At 35.7% G+C, this 15,946-nt stretch carries 12 protein-coding genes; 8 read left to right on the top strand and 4 right to left on the bottom strand.

What is annotated here, in order from left to right; translation table 11 throughout:
- Positions 1-113 precede the first annotated feature (113 nt).
- Positions 114-2,588 carry a M1 family metallopeptidase gene (locus tag GQS55_RS03295; protein WP_159817960.1) on the top strand — a complete coding sequence of 825 codons (2,475 nt, stop codon included), beginning with the start codon at positions 114-116 and terminating at the stop codon, positions 2,586-2,588.
- Entirely contained in the window at positions 2,588-3,103 is a 516-nt protein-coding gene (locus GQS55_RS03290; RefSeq protein WP_159817958.1) for a DUF6702 family protein, read from the top strand. The genes GQS55_RS03295 and GQS55_RS03290 overlap by 1 nt, the downstream gene beginning before the upstream one ends.
- A gap of 431 nt (positions 3,104-3,534) precedes the next feature.
- Here the strand turns inward: GQS55_RS03290 and GQS55_RS03285 are convergent, their stop codons facing one another.
- A complete protein-coding gene (locus tag GQS55_RS03285) occupies positions 3,535-4,221 on the bottom strand; it encodes a PEP-CTERM sorting domain-containing protein (RefSeq protein ID WP_159817956.1) in 687 nt (228 codons plus the stop codon).
- 390 nt (positions 4,222-4,611) lie between these two features.
- Here GQS55_RS03285 and speA point away from each other — a divergent pair, with 390 nt between their 5' ends.
- The 4 genes from speA (at position 4,612) to GQS55_RS19945 (ending at position 9,206) form a co-directional block, all read left to right on the top strand.
- Positions 4,612-6,522 (top strand): biosynthetic arginine decarboxylase, encoded by a 1,911-nt coding sequence (gene speA, locus GQS55_RS03280; RefSeq protein ID WP_159817954.1) that lies wholly within the window; start codon positions 4,612-4,614, stop codon positions 6,520-6,522.
- Between the two features lie 41 nt (positions 6,523-6,563).
- Positions 6,564-7,490 carry an agmatinase gene (gene speB / locus GQS55_RS03275; protein ID WP_159817952.1) on the top strand — a complete coding sequence of 309 codons (927 nt, stop codon included), beginning with the start codon at positions 6,564-6,566 and terminating at the stop codon, positions 7,488-7,490.
- Between the two features lie 367 nt (positions 7,491-7,857).
- Positions 7,858-8,334, top strand: a complete 477-nt coding sequence (locus GQS55_RS03270) for an LEA type 2 family protein (RefSeq protein WP_159817950.1) — start codon at positions 7,858-7,860, stop codon at positions 8,332-8,334.
- 197 nt (positions 8,335-8,531) lie between these two features.
- Positions 8,532-9,206, top strand: a complete 675-nt coding sequence (locus GQS55_RS19945; protein ID WP_236559746.1) for a PEP-CTERM sorting domain-containing protein — start codon at positions 8,532-8,534, stop codon at positions 9,204-9,206.
- A 144-nt stretch (positions 9,207-9,350) separates the two neighbouring features.
- Here GQS55_RS19945 and GQS55_RS03260 read toward each other — a convergent pair whose 3' ends face one another.
- Together GQS55_RS03260 and GQS55_RS03255 are read right to left on the bottom strand one after the other, a co-directional pair.
- Entirely contained in the window at positions 9,351-9,944 is a 594-nt protein-coding gene (locus tag GQS55_RS03260) for a cupin domain-containing protein (protein ID WP_201294555.1), read from the bottom strand.
- Between the two features lie 435 nt (positions 9,945-10,379).
- Positions 10,380-11,111 (bottom strand): hypothetical protein, encoded by a 732-nt coding sequence (locus GQS55_RS03255; RefSeq protein WP_159817948.1) that lies wholly within the window; start codon positions 11,109-11,111, stop codon positions 10,380-10,382.
- Positions 11,112-11,261: 150 nt separating this feature from the next.
- Between GQS55_RS03255 and GQS55_RS03250 the strand changes: the two genes are divergently transcribed.
- Together GQS55_RS03250 and GQS55_RS03245 are read left to right on the top strand one after the other, a co-directional pair.
- A complete protein-coding gene (locus GQS55_RS03250; RefSeq protein ID WP_159817946.1) occupies positions 11,262-12,869 on the top strand; it encodes a M28 family metallopeptidase in 1,608 nt (535 codons plus the stop codon).
- A gap of 130 nt (positions 12,870-12,999) precedes the next feature.
- The gene (locus GQS55_RS03245) at positions 13,000-14,235 is read left to right on the top strand and encodes a DUF3754 domain-containing protein (RefSeq protein ID WP_159817944.1); all 1,236 of its coding nucleotides are present in this window, start codon (positions 13,000-13,002) and stop codon (positions 14,233-14,235) included.
- Positions 14,236-14,375: 140 nt separating this feature from the next.
- Here the strand turns inward: GQS55_RS03245 and GQS55_RS03240 are convergent, their stop codons facing one another.
- Positions 14,376-15,317, bottom strand: a complete 942-nt coding sequence (locus GQS55_RS03240; RefSeq protein WP_159817942.1) for a hypothetical protein — start codon at positions 15,315-15,317, stop codon at positions 14,376-14,378.
- Positions 15,318-15,946: the final 629 nt, after the last annotated feature.

Below are 15,946 nucleotides of genomic sequence, written 5' to 3'. Positions count from 1 at the left end.
AAAAAAGAATACCATAAACTACTCGTTATTTTATATTAACTTAACAGATGAGTAATAATAGCCTCCCTACTTTTCACTGTTTTAATTCAACACAACAAAATAAGAATGGATAAATGAAAATTAACATTATAAAAATTTTTACTGTATTAATTTTGCCGCTTTCAATAGCCTCAACTGTTAATGCTTCAGCAATTAAACAAACCAAAGGCGATTTTGAAGACAAATTCCGTCAACTAGAGGAAGCTCTCCCAACCCCAAATGTTTACCGAAATGCAGCAGGCGAACCAGGCGAGAATTATTGGCAACAGCAAGTTGACTATAAAATCAAAGTATCTCTGGATGAAGAAAAGCGCCGTATAACAGCCAGTGAAAAAATCACCTACCAAAATAACTCTCCCTACAAATTAAAGTATTTATGGGTGCAATTAGATCAAAATATCTTCAAAGATGACTCTATTGCCAATATGGCTAACAACTTTGGTGGTATTGGACGTCGAGGTCCATATACAAAAACAGGTGATACACAAACACCAGCAAAAATTAGTTTAGGTGAGTTACGTCGCCAACAATTTATGGCTGATAACGAATTAGGTTATGAAATCAGTGCAATTAAAGACAGTGGAGGTAAAAAGCTAGACTTTACTGTTGTTGGTACACAAATGCGTATCGATCTACCTAAGCCGATAAAATCAGGTGGTGACGTTGAGTTCTCTATCGATTTCGCTTTCAACATTGTTGAAGAAGATGCTGTATCTGCACGTTCAGGTTACGAACATTTTGAAAAAGACGAGCGCGAAGGCGGTAACGACATTTTCTTACTTGCACAATGGTTTCCTCGTCTTCACGCCTACACAGATTATGAAGGTTGGAATAACAAAGAATTTTTAGGCCGTGGTGAGTTCACCCTAGAGTTTGGTGACTATGAAGTAGAAATTGACGTTCCTGCGGATCATATCGTTAGTGCTACAGGTAAATTAGCTAACCCTAAAGACGTGCTAACTAAAACACAGCGTAATCGTTTAGAAGATGCTGAAACATCTAAGCGCCCAGTATTTGTGGTTACTGAAGAAGAAGCTTTAGAAAACGAAAAAAAAGGGACTAACAAACGTAAAACGTGGAAGTTTAAAGCAGATAATGTTCGTGATTTCGCTTGGGCTTCTTCACGTAAGTTTATGTGGGATGCTAAAGGTTATAACCAAGGTGGCGACGATATGCCATTGGTTATGGCAATGTCATTCTACCCTAAAGAAGGTGGCGATCTTTGGAAGAAGTATTCTACAGAATCTATTGTCCATACAATGGAAGTTTACTCTCGCTACTCGTTTGACTACCCGTACCCAACAGCCCAATCTGTGAATGGCCCTGTAGGTGGTATGGAATACCCGATGATTACCTTTAATGGTCCGCGTACTGAGTTACAAGACGATGGTTCACGCACATATTCTCAAGCTGAAAAACGCTTCTTAATTGGTGTTGTTATTCACGAAGTAGGTCATATTTATTTTCCAATGGTAGTAAACTCTGACGAACGTCAATGGACTTGGATGGACGAAGGCTTAAACAGTTTCTTAGACGGTATTGCTGGTCGTGAATGGGATCCTACAATTCCATGGGGTGTTGAACCTCGCGATATTGTTGGTTATATGAAGTCTCAAAACCAAGTACCAATTATGACGCAATCTGACAGTGTTTTACGTTTAGGCCCGAATGCTTATACAAAACCTGCTGCTGCACTTAACATTTTACGTGAAGTAATTTTAGGTCGTGAGTTATTTGATTTTGCTTTCAAAGAGTATGCTGCACGTTGGAAGTTTAAACGCCCTACTCCGTCTGACTTTTTCCGTACAATGGAAGAAGCATCTGGTGTAGATTTAGATTGGTTCTGGCGTGGCTGGTTCTACTCTACAGATCACGTAGATATCTCAATAGATAAAGTATACAAAATGCGTTTAGATACTCAAAATCCAGATATTGATTACGGCCGTTTACGCCAAATTGAACAGGATAAACCTTCATCATTATTTGTTGAACGTAACAAAGCTGAAGGTAAAGAGTTATGGGTTGACCGTAACCCTGACGTAACTGACTTTTACGATGAAAACGATCGCTTCACCGTAACGAATAAAGAACGTAATAAGTACAATAAATTCTTAAAAGGTTTAAAGCCTTGGGAAGTTAAAGTGCTAGAGCGTGCTGTTAAAGAAGATAAAAACTATTACGTATTAGAGTTTTCAAATCTTGGTGGTTTAGTTATGCCGATTATTTTAGAACTAACCTATAAAGATGGTTCAACAGAAAGTCAGTACATACCTGCTGAAATTTGGCGTAGAACACCAAAACACGTGAGTAAACTTGTTGTGACTGATAACGACAAAGAATTGGTTAGTGTTACTGTTGATCCAGGTTGGGAAACGGCTGATGTTGACGTAGAGAATAACCACTACCCACGTCAAATTATTCCAACACGTGTTGAAGCCTATAAAGCGAAGAAGAGTACAGCTAAAGTAAGTCGCGATATCATGAAAGATATTAAAACAGAGCTTAAAACTGACGAAGATGATGAAACAGAAGATAAGAAGGACAACTAATGTCTAAACGTTTAATCATTTTTATAGCGGTTTTCTTAATAGCGATATCGAGTATTGTTTCTACAAACTTAGCGTTTGCGCACCAACAAAAGGCTGCCGAAACAACGGTAACCTTTAACAAACGCTCTGGGCAACTAGAGGTATCACATAGGTTTTATATGCATGACACTGAGCATGCAGTTCAAGCATTATTTGATAAGAATGCTGACATTATTAACCTAAAGAAAACACAACAGCAATTTGCTGACTATGTGGCTAAGCAGTTTTTAGTACGCACTTTAACAGATGAAGAGCTGCCTTTAACTGCTGTGGGTTATGAAGTAGAAGGTAAGTTTTTCTGGGTGTATCAAGAAACAGCGATACCAACAGGGTTAGATGGATTAAAGTTATTTAATGGTACATTACGCGATCTTTGGTCAACACAAATCAATATGGTTAATATTGAAGGTAAAGATGAAATTCGTACTTTGTACTTTAGTGACAACAAAGACTGGTTAATCGCTAAGTTTAACTAATCTACTTAGTTTGTGACACAAGCCTTAATAACTAAGCTTTAATAACAAAGCCTCAGCAGAAATGTTGAGGTTTTTTTTATTGTGCGGTTATAAGTTTGCTAATGAGTTCCCGAAGGGCGAGTTTAAAAGCCTTAAATGCCGCGTTATTGATTTTGACAGGGTTCCCACATGGATGTTGGTACTTAGATTATGTTTGGAACGTATAACCTGTGCCTCTAAGCCTTTTAATTCTCGCTAAGTGATCAATTAATTAGTCCGATTGGTATAAATATAACGTTTATACCCGTAAGCATTGAAATGATGAACTAATAAAAGATTATGTATTCTGTACTATCATTGCTTAGGAAAGTTAATATTATCAATTACCAGAAACAAAAAAACACCAACCATTACAATTGATGTTTTTATAAATCTAAATATTTACAGAATTATTAAGATTTTTTCTTAAAACGACGAGAAGCAAATCCCATCAGACCTAATGCAATAATAGCAAGTGTTGATGGTTCTGAAACTGATGTTGCTGATACATCAGAAAGTCTAATTTGATAACCTGTTATATGAGCATTAGCAGAATTCAAAGCATCTAAACTAAGTTCTTGAGTATCACCTGTAGCAGTAAATTGCCCGATAACATATTGACCAAAATCAACTTCAGTAGCATCCAATTCTACACTGTTGCCATTACCATCACCAAAAGACATATCACGACTAGCAACTCTTAAGTCAGTAAGCCATAATTGAATAAAGTAATCTACGCCATCAATTAGGTTGCCGCCACCAATAGTCAATGTAGTTAAGTCTGAGCCATTTCCATAATCAAAGCTATTTAAGAAATTATCGTAACTTTCATCACTTGTTGATGCACTATTTAACGCACCAACAAAACCACCTGCAGATAATAAATTTGTAGAATTATAAAATTCCACACCATTTACTGTAACGCTTCCAGAGTTTGTATTTGTCGCATTAATTGCTTCAACTGTATTACCAAAATCAAGTACATCATTAAAATCAGTAGTATGTTGCACCTCAGTCCAATTAATTATACCTGCATTAGCAGCTTCACTAACAAGTACTATCAATCCTGCAACTACTGTATTTAAAATCTTAAATTTCATCTTTGTTCCTTTCTAATTATATTTACACTTATAGAACACTAAAGCAAAAAACACGCCATAAATACAATTACATTTTAATTCAATTGGTTACAATTCCCAAAAAAACTGAAAAAGTAGTACTGTTAAAAAACCTGACGTTACTGGCCCAACCAGTAGACTTTTAATTGAGATGTTAAAAAGTCGTAAAGGGAATATCAATTGTATTTCTTCATCTATAATTTAATATTCTAAATATTGTAACGGTCTGCTATCTCGTACTAATCAATAATAATGGTTATTTGTAATCATTTTTTTTGTTTGACATTAAACGGCTGTTAAATTCTAATTCGCCCCAATTACACATGACTAATTCCCTGACTATTATTAGATGGCAAGGCTAAAGGAAAACGAATGAATAAAGATAATCTTGATAACGCACGCGCACATTACAATGTACGTCATTGGAGTCAGGGCTATTTTGGAATCAATGATGCAGGCAAGGTATATGTCGCACCAAAAGTTGATAATCAAAATCACACAGTAGACTTGAGCAGTATTGCCAAAATGATTGAAGACAAGGGCTTAACACTACCGGCTTTAGTACGATTCCCACAAATAATCCATCATCGTATTCATAGCCTATGTGAGGCTTTTAATAAGGCGATAGATGACTATGATTATCAGCAAAAGTATTTATTAGTTTATCCTATTAAAGTGAATCAACAACGTGAAGTTGTTGATGAAATTTTGGCAAGCCAACATAACAAAGAATACACTCAGCTAGGGCTTGAAGCTGGTAGTAAAGCTGAATTACTTGCAGTTTTAGCAATGGCTCAAAAGGTGTCATCTGTAATCGTTTGTAATGGTTACAAAGACCGAGAGTACGTGCGTTTAGCATTAATCGGAGAGAAACTAGGACATAAAGTACATATTGTACTTGAAAAAATGTCTGAACTTGAAATGATTTTAACCGAAGCTAAAAAGTTGAATGTAGAACCTCGACTTGGAATACGTGTGCGTTTAGCGTCACAAGGCAAAGGAAAATGGCAAGCCAGTGGCGGTGAAAAATCAAAGTTTGGTTTGTCGGCTTCACAAGTACTTAACGTTGTTAACATACTTAAACAAGAAAATATGCTTGATGCATTAAAGCTAGTACATTTTCATTTAGGTTCCCAAATAGCCAATATTCGAGATATTAGATTAGGAGTTAGTGAAGCAGCACGTTTTTATTGTGAGCTTCGTAGCATTGGTGCTGGCCTTTTATGTATGGACGTTGGTGGTGGTTTGGCCATTGATTATGATGGAACACGTAGCCAATCACATAACTCTATGAACTATAGTTTGGCTGAATATGCCAATAATATTGTCCATACTATTGGTGATATTTGTAAAAGTTATGACCAACCTATGCCAATGATTATTTCAGAGTCAGGTAGAGCATTAACAGCGCATCACGCAGTACTTATTTCTAATGTTATTGGCGCAGAGTCTTACGAGCCAGAAGATATAAAAGCACCAGTACCTGATGAGTCTATTTTATTAAATAATATGTGGAATTCATTAGAGCAATTAAATGATCGTAATGATGATCGCGCATTAATTGAAATTTATCACGACACGCAAAGTGATTTAGCAGAAGTACATAGTCAATTTTCGATGGGGTTATTAAATTTAACTCAGCGCGCTTGGGCTGAACAAATTAATTTACGCGTTTGTTACGAATTAAATCAATTAATGGATGGTAAAAACCGTTTTCACCGTCCAATTATGGATGATTTAACAGGAAAGCTAGCCGATAAATTTTTTGTGAATTTCTCTTTATTTCAATCGTTACCCGATGCATGGGGAATTGATCAGGTTTTTCCTGTTTTACCGTTAAATAACTTAGAAAAGTACCATGAAAAACGTGCGGTTTTACTAGATATTACCTGTGACTCTGATGGCACTATTGACCACTATGTTGACGGCCAAGGCATTGAAAGTACCTTACCTGTTCCAGCATGGACAGAAGACGAACCTTATTTATTGGGCTTTTTCTTAGTCGGCGCCTATCAGGAAATTTTAGGTGACATGCATAATTTATTTGGTGATACCCACAGCGCTGTCGTGTTTGTAAATGACGATGGAGAAGCAGAAATCACCGAAATAAATGAAGGTGATACAGTTGAAGATATGCTGAATTATGTGCATTTAGATGCAAATTTATTTAAACAGACATATGCCGATCTTATTGAGGCGCGATTGTCAAAAAGCGAAGGTGAAGAAGTTTTTAAAGAGTTGGTTGATGGCTTAAAAGGCTACACTTACCTTGAAGACCTCTAAAAACAGCATTTATAACGGTTATATTTTTAGAGATAATTTTGATGAAAAACATTTTCAATCAAGTCGATGAGTCTATTTACTCAAATGCAATGACGTTTTTACGCCAGCCCTTAGTAAATAACCCTGTAGAATCAGACGCTGACATCGTGGTGTTAGGTTTGCCGTTTGACATGGCAACAACTGGCCGTTCAGGTGCCCGTATGGGCCCTACGGCTATTAGACAAGCGTCAGTAAATTTGGCTTGGGAAGGTAAACGTTTTCCTTGGCCTTTTAGTTTATTAAAGCACTGTAAAATAATTGATGCTGGTGATTTGGTTTTTTCTGCTGGAGACTCAGCACACTTTTGTCAGCAAGTTGAGACGGCTGTTGGTCAATTACTTGAAGCGGATAAAACTGTTTTGTCGCTAGGCGGCGATCATTTTGTAACCTTGCCAATACTCCGTGCCTATGCAAAAAAGTTCGGCACTATGGCATTGATACATTTTGACGCACATACCGACACATACAACAACGGCAGTTGTTATGACCATGGCACTATGTTTTATCATGCGCCTAAAGAAAATCTGATTGATCGAGATAAATCAATTCAGGTAGGTATTCGCACGAATTACAAAGCGAAAGACCACGGTTTTTCTGTCATAAATGCTATGCAAGCGAATGATTTAAGTGTTGATGAAATAACAACATTAATTAAAGAAAGAATCGGCAATATGCCGGTTTACTTAACCTTTGATATTGATTGCTTAGATCCTGCCTTTGCACCAGGTACAGGTACGCCAGTATGTGGTGGCATGAGCACAGACAAAATACTGAAGGTTTTACGAGGTTTAGCAGGTATTAATATTGTCGGCATGGATGTAGTTGAAGTAGCGCCAGCTTATGACAATAGTGAAATTACCGCGTTAGCGGCTGCAACAATCGCCTTAGAATTGGCACATTTGTGGGCGGTAAAGCATAAGCTAAGATAATTGCGATAAACTAGCGATAATACTCAACTTCCGATTATCCACTTTAGCAAGCCACGTTTAAATCGAATCAATTTTAAACGTGGCTTAAACCTTCCAATTTCAGTTTCAATTTCAATTTCAATAACTAGTTGTTCTGATTATTCAATAAATAACGATGTAGTTGGTGATTTTAACAAGTAGAAATGATCACATAGTTAATGAGATTGGTATAACCTAATAAAGGAGTACTAATAACACCTATGTTATAATTATTGTCTTATACCAGTTTCATTAATTAAGTGAACAATTTTATACGTAGAAATGATCACTTAGCTAGTGAGATTAGTATTATGATAAGTTGAAAGAAATTACTTCATGAGGATACACAATGACTATAGCGACAAAGCTACCAATTCACTTACTTTTCATAGCGACCTTATTTTTCTTGTCTGGCTGTGCCACCATGAACCTAACCTACGAAGAGCCAAGTGTCGAAATAGTTTCTTTTAAGGCCTTACCTGTTAACGGCTTCGAACAAAAATTTGAAATAGGCCTGAAGTTAGTTAACCCTAATAATTTTGCATTACCACTTAACGGTATTAGTTACCAACTGAACGTAGCAGAAGAAACCTTAGCTCATGGTGTTGCTAACAATATTCCTACTGCACAAGCTTACGGAGAGTCACGCTTTACGGTGCCGGTTTCAACGAGCTTAATAAAAGGAATTCAAGTAATAAGTGCACTGATGAGAAATAAAGAGCAAGGTATTAACTATCAACTAAAAGCAAAATTAGATATCGACATTCCTCTTATGCCAGCCTTGACTGTTATTCAAAATGGAACGATCCCGCTCAGCCAACCCTAGTTAATTTTATAATACGACTTTAGGTTGTTTAACGCTTTTGTATCGAAGATAAAACACTAATAATGACCTATCATTTAAAGAATACCTTAAAGAAGAATAATTATTTAATAAAAAATATAGGACAGTTTAGCCATATTTTAACTTTTCCCCCTTGAGTATCATAGACACAATTAAGCGAGATGAGTAAGGGCTATCAAATGAAATTTACATTATTAAAAGTTATTTTTACAAGTGGGTTATTAGCATTAAGTACATTATCTAACGCAGGAGTTCTTAACTCTGAAAACTATGAACTAACTAATATTGATGGCACTTTTACTTGGGGTAACACCAACTGGAACTTAGCTGGTACAAAGGGCTATGTCGATAATACTGCCGATCTTACCGAAATTGACACGTTATTGTCTGATGGTTATGAATTTTCATCTGGTAATACAGGTAATGTAAATGGCATATATAATTGGTCGACATTCGGCTACCATGCATTTACTTATAATTTTGTAGAAACAACCACGTTCAGTGGCTTAGACTTATTGATATCTAGAAACTACAGTTTATTAACCCCAGTTTTTGCTGAAATATTTGATGGTAATAATTGGAGTGGTTTAGTTAGTGGTACTACAGGTGACTTAGGCTTAACGTTAAGCATAATGAATAAGCAAGCGACTACCCAAAACATAAGTGTAGATTTTGGTTCGGTAACCGGAAATGCTATTAGATTTGGTTTTAACAGTGGTAATCAAATAGCGTTACATGAAGTAACTTTTAACGGTGATATCTCAACTACTTCAGTGCCAGAGCCGTCTACATTTGCTATTTTTGCATTAGGCATGATTGGTTTAGCATCACGTCGATATAAGAAAACACTTTAATAAACACACTCTCTATTAAGTTACTTCTACTCAATATTTATTAAAAAATCACAATATTCATAACTATTAACTAAGCTGTTAATAGTTATGATGAAGCAAGTAAATTTGAACCATTAGTAACCTTACTTACTGTTTAGATATCGGTTATTCAGGGGAAACAGATGGACTTAATTGCAAAATGACCTCTTCATGTTGTGGAAACTTTTTTAAAAGTAACGCCTGATAACCTAATGTCATATCTGCAAAGTCAAATCCAGGTGATACAGCTTCACTAATTAATGAATATCCCTGTTTTCCACCCTCAATTATTTTTGATGCTTTCCACGTACCACCAGGTACTGTAAGTTGTAGTAACTCACCAGCCGCCAAGTTTGTTCCCATAACAACAGTTTTAAGCTTTCCATCAGGATCAATAAGATAATATTTTATGGGATCACCCAATTGAAAATAATGCACAATATCTGACTTATTAAGATGAAAGTGCCCTATTGGTGATTCAGCGCTCAGTAAGTAAAAGATTGATGTCATCGAAAATCGTTCTCCACTTTCTGTTGTCACTTTCGATGTATTACTAGCTTCATAAGTACGACGATAAAACCCACCTTCAACGTGCCCTTCTAGGCCTAAATACGCTATTACTTGATCAACAGTCAAATTATCTGGCTTATCATCAGACCAAGCTTGAGTACTAATAATAGAAGTAGAAATTAGTAATAAAAAAATTAGTCGTTTACACATAAAGAATCCCGCTAGTCTTGTAACATTTATTGAATAAGATGAGCTGCTTTGTTAGAGAAATCCTTATCTCTGCAGCTCAGAGCTTGATATAGCAAGAATTGTTCCAGTCGCATACACCGCGCTATCCCACTAAATACGTTAATATATAGCAACGTAGTGCACTCAAATTAAGCACAAGAAGAAACTAGACGCTATTCTGCACCAATAGTTACTCATTTCGCATAACTAAGAATAGAGGGGATCTGGAGAGTCACAAATAGAGGATTGACTCATATAATAGAAATAAAAGGGGAATATATAGCCGTATTATATAAATAGCAGATGCTGTTGTTTAGCTTAATATTCACCACATTAAACCAGTTTTTACGACACTAGACTTACACTATTAAGCTTAAGCTATGTCTAAACTATATCTACACTAAGCCTAAGCTAAATTTACACTAAACCAATTTTTATATATTGATTGAGCTTATCATTATTCAATCTTTGCGGTGATATTTTATCTATAATATCAATGGCTTTATATACTTCACCCAAACTGACTCTATCGTCAAGTGGAATTTTATTAAATGAGTCTGAGTCAATAGTCTCTTTAAGTAAAGCAAGTGTGCTTGTTAAAGACTCTTTGAAATCTGGGTCTGCTTTGGCTAATTCCACATCATCTAAAATAGTTTTAGCCGTTAATAACCCTTGCTTCAATGCGGTAAGTGCGTCGCTATCTTCCTCACTATTTTCTTCATCAGAGATATCAGTTTCATTAGGGTCAGGTTCATCTAAACGCACTAAAAAATCACTGATATAACTAACCAAGCTTTGATTAGGCAGTTCGTTATCTGCCGCTTGACTTGCATTTGATGCTGCTGAAGCAGTTTCTGCTAAACGGGAGTAATCTTGCTTAGATATAAGCCCTAACTCATAAGCTCTTTCTTTAAACACATCTATATTATCAAAACTTAACCCTCCTTGACTAAAAAACTCTCGACTTAATGAATCAACTTTTTGTGCTCTGCTACTTAAAAATAAGTTTGAATTGCTCTCCCCTGCTTGCTCTGTTGTTATTGTTTCTTGCTTATTAGCAGCGATAATTTCATCTATTTCAGAGGTAGTTGTAGATGCAGAAGAGCTAGCATTAAATAAGTTACTATAAGTATTAATATTATTGATCATTGTGTGCTTCAACAAAAAATTGACGTTAGTAAAGCAAAAGCAAGCTTTATGCCTATATGTATAAACCGTCCTATATACGAAAAATTTAGTTTTCTAGTGCCGACAAGTGCTTTATAGTATTAATTACTTTCCATAACATGAACTTTAATAATGAGTAACAAATACATAGGTTTAAGCTTTATAGGGTTATCGCTTTTTATCTCAGCATGTACAACCAACATATTCTCCTCTCATAGTGACATGGTAAATCTTAATAATATTCATAAACATGTTAAGACGCTTGCATCTGACGAGTTCGCTGGCCGCGGTCCTTTAACTATTGGTGAAGAACTGACTATTAATTATTTGGCCGAAGAATATAAAAAACTTGGTTTAGCCGGTGGCGTCAACGGTGAATTTTTCCAACCTGTTCCTATGGCGAAACTTACGCCAGACCCAGCGATGGTGCTAAAAATAGGTAACTTGGAATTTACAGCAGGTAAAGATTTTACTGCACGTACTGAACAAATTAATGAAAAAATAGCCTTGGTTGAGTCTGATATCGTTTTTGTTGGTTATGGTATCAATGCACCAGAATACCAATGGAATGATTATCAAGATATTGACGTTACTGGTAAAACAGTCGTTATATTAGTTAATGATCCAGGCTTTGCCACTCAAAATGATTCTTTATTTACCGGCAATGCGATGACCTATTATGGCCGCTGGACTTATAAATATGAAGAAGCGGCAAGACAAGGCGCAAAAGCGGTTCTTATTATCCATGAAACCGCACCTGCAGCGTATCCTTGGAGCGTAGTAGAAAGTTCCAATACGGGTAGTAAATATACCTTAATTGATGAATTTAATAATAGTAGTAAACTACCTATTATGGGTTGGTTACATTACGATGCAACCGAAAAACTGATGTCTGCAGCAGGTCTAAATTATGAAGCGTTGAAAGAACAAGCCTTGATGATAGACTTTAAAGCGATCCCGTTAAATTTAACCGCAAACCTAGAACTAAATAGCACCATAGAGCTTGCAGAATCAAATAACGTTGTTGCGTTACTTGAAGGCACAACTCGTGCAGATGAATATATTATTGTCAGTGCGCATTGGGATCATTTTGGCACTAAGCAAACACCCACTGGCCCTAAAATTTATAATGGCGCAATTGATAATGCTACTGGCACAGCAGGCACAATAGAGATTGCCCGAATACTTAAAGAGCAACACAAAATAAAGCCATTTGAACGTTCTATTTTGTTTGTTAATTTTACCGCTGAAGAAACTGGTTTAATCGGCTCAGAACTATTTGCAAGAGGTGATATCATCCCTACAAAACAGATGGTTGCCCTATTGAATATTGACGGTATGAACGCCTTAGACGGTGTCGACTATATATTACAATATGGTAAAAACATGTCAGAGATGGAAGATTACTTATCAAAAGCTGCCGCGAAACAACAACGCAAAGTGAAGCTTGATCCTAGACCTCAAAATGGTTTGTTCTTCCGCTCAGACCATTTCTCATTTGCCAAGCAAGGTGTACCAAGTTTGTTATTTATGAGCCTTGGTGATACCGATCCTGATTACATTGCGCATAAATATCACAAAGAAGAAGATGACTACTCTAGTGATTGGTCTTTAGGTGGTGTTGAACAAGATATTTCATTAATTGTTGATATAGTTAGCGAACTAGCAACAAACAATGACTGGCCTAAATGGAAAGAAAGCTCTGACTTTAAAAAACGTCGTCTTCAAGATAGACAGTAAGATTTTTTATTAAAGGGCGTTTATACGCCCTTTTTATTCCTTTATTCTTATATTTCACTATAGTTACTATCACCTTAAACGATAACTACCACCTTAATCTCTAATCATTCACTTAAAACAACCTTATATTATGGCTAACGAACGATTCATCCCTTTTAGAAAACAAGATATTATTGAAATGTGCTCTCAAGCATTAACTGATGAAAAGTCTAAGCTTTCCTTTGAGCAGTTTTGCCAACTTCTATCAAGTGTTACCCACTTTGATTATCACGAATTACTTGAGTCATTAAAAAATAATTACGCCCCTTTTGATCCAAATGCCAATACTCAGCAATTAAAAAATCTTAGTTTAGAGCAACGTGAACATTGCCAAAAAGTTTTTGCTGAAAACTTTGCTGAAATTCTAAATGCAGCTAACTTTGAAAAGGTCACTGACCAAGACTTACAAGAAGCACTCACTGAAGAATCATTATTTAAAGTTAGATTAGAAGTAGAATTTGATGACTTTGAACAAGTGGTGTTTTATCGCAGAGGCGAGTCGCAAAAAAGTGAAACGATTACTTCTTTTGGTGGGCTTCGCAAGCAAACAATTAACTTTACCAACTACGATCGTGTCGCGGTTTACATTACGTTTAAAAATAAAGCCTACTTTGATAAAAAAAATAAAAAACCAATGGGCTTTGAACCCAGTTCAACCATAATAAAGCTTTTTCAAAATGTGCCAAAAGCTGATTTAGAAATGTTATTTCCTAATAGTGAAGTAAGAATGCGCCGGATAGATAAAGTTATTATTGGCGCTTCTGCCCTTGTTGGTGGCGCGGTAGTGCTAGTAACCAAGTTAGGCGCTTCTATCATACTACTTGCCGCCTTATTTTCATTTTGGCTAGGCTGGCGTGCTGAATCTGTCGTTATGACACAGCAACATATTATTTCATTTGGCCTTGGCATGGCTGTTTTTTTTGGCTTTGTTTTTAAAGAATGGAGTAAATTTAAAAATAGAAAAATTAAATTTATGAAAGCCTTATCAGATAATCTTTATTATAAGAACTTAGATAACAATGCCGGCGTTTTTCATACCTTAATTGATGCAGCCGAAGATGAAGATTTTAAAGAAGCATTAATCGCCTACACCTTCTTACTTATAAATACACAGGGGCTAACGTCATCAGAGCTAGATGACTTAATTGAAACGTGGTTTAAAGATAAATATAACTGCCACCTAAACTTTGAAATATCTGATGCCCTAGCTAAGCTAGAGCGTATGCAGTTAATCACCCTTGATGGTGATAAGTACCAAGCACTACCTTTACAGCAAGCAAAGAAGCACTTAGATCAACGTTGGGATTCACTATTCAACTACCGTTAAACTTAGCGCGACTCAACTGTCATTGAGGTACTCATCGCAAAGTAAAGAGCGTTACTTAAAGGTATTGAACCGTTAGATAAAGCAATGAAGTTGATGTGTAAATAACAAAAACAAAAATGCTAGATCCTCAGTGATTAAGATTAAAAAAACTTAATCACTGACAAATCACCAAAAGAGGTGTCTATATGCCTGCCTGTTTGTTCCCAAGCTCGTAATACTACCATTAACGCTTTATTACTTGCGGTCCAAGAAATACCACCACCGTATGCTGCTACTCTTTCGTCACCTGAATCTTTTAAACCGAGTTCTGGATCTATATTTCGAATATTCCCTTTACCTACTTTGTACTCAGCGAATACGTGAACATTATGCGGTAAAGAAAAGGATAAGAGTGAACCAACACTGACTCCATACGAATTAGACGTTAACTTAGTGGCTTTTGGTGCAGATGAATTTAAAAAATCAGCTTGAAACACTATATTATCTTTATCTTCTAGAGATACATGCTTAAAAGACCAGGCACCAACAATACTTAGCGCGATATCAAACTCATTACTTAGCTTTGGTCTGTTAAGAAAAAAATGCTCAAACAAAGATTCTTTATTATTAAAAGTATAAAAATTATGTTGCCCAGACAGCTCAAACTTAGTTGACCGTGTATTTTTCGAGAAAAATTGATCAGTTTGGTTGCCACTTAAATTTCTAGCTGTGCTTTTTAGCCCTTCAAGCGTTTGATAGTTAAAAGTGATTTTAGAGTGTTTAAATTTTCTATATGAAAGCAACACATCTTGTGTTTTTGTTTCAACGTCATCATTAAAAACATCTGCTGAATAACCAATTTCAACGTCGTTAATATCAAAAAATATCCCCACTCGTTGGTTATTTATAGGCTCTAACGAAAACAGCGTTTTTTGATTGCTCCTAGCCAGGTCATCATATATTAACGTATGGCTGGTGCTTGGATTTGAAATAGTTGTTCGTATTGATTTCAAGTCAAAATCAAAGTCAAAAGCCAACACAGCATCAGACTTTAATGTAAACAAAATGGCAAAGCTCACAATAACCAAGTAATGGTGATTCATTAAAAGTACTCACAAAATTAATTTGTATTAGAGTAGCGTGTTTTTCACCTTAAATTATCACAAAACATTCACAAATTTAAAAATATTCAATAAAACAACTAACTAGTTGTAATAAAAAGGCCTGCGATTTACATTGAATTCAATTTTTAACGGTTTCATGTGTTACTGCTTACAAAGAGTTATTTTTGTTGCAAAAAATGATATGGATAAAATTTAAACAAATGAAAGAAATTGCACTATCGAATGAAATTATTTCGTTTGATGAGAGCGGCAGATAAAAATATACTAGCTTTAGTTTTTTGAATCTCCCCGATTTTATAAACAAATTGTTTCATTTGCGTTACTTAGAGGACATCATTTGATGTCCTTTTTTTTATTTGATTTTTGAGTTTACTTTGACCTAGCTTTGCTAACATAAATCTCATTAATTTTTCCTGATGAATTACTCCTATTAACTTTTACTAATTCCCGCTTCTAATTAACGCCCTCTAATTAAAATTGACTAACTATAAGAACCTCACAAACAATTCGCACTATTAACGATTACTTATTACCTCTTCGCGAGTAACGATTGCCTCTTACCAAAAAATATCAATAGTGTTAAATATAACGGTAAAAAACGTTGAACA

Source organism: Colwellia sp. 20A7 (assembly GCF_009832865.1).
GTDB lineage: Bacteria > Pseudomonadota > Gammaproteobacteria > Enterobacterales > Alteromonadaceae > Colwellia.
Note: the sequence above shows the minus strand (reverse complement) of the source record. Positions and strands in the feature narration are given on the sequence as shown.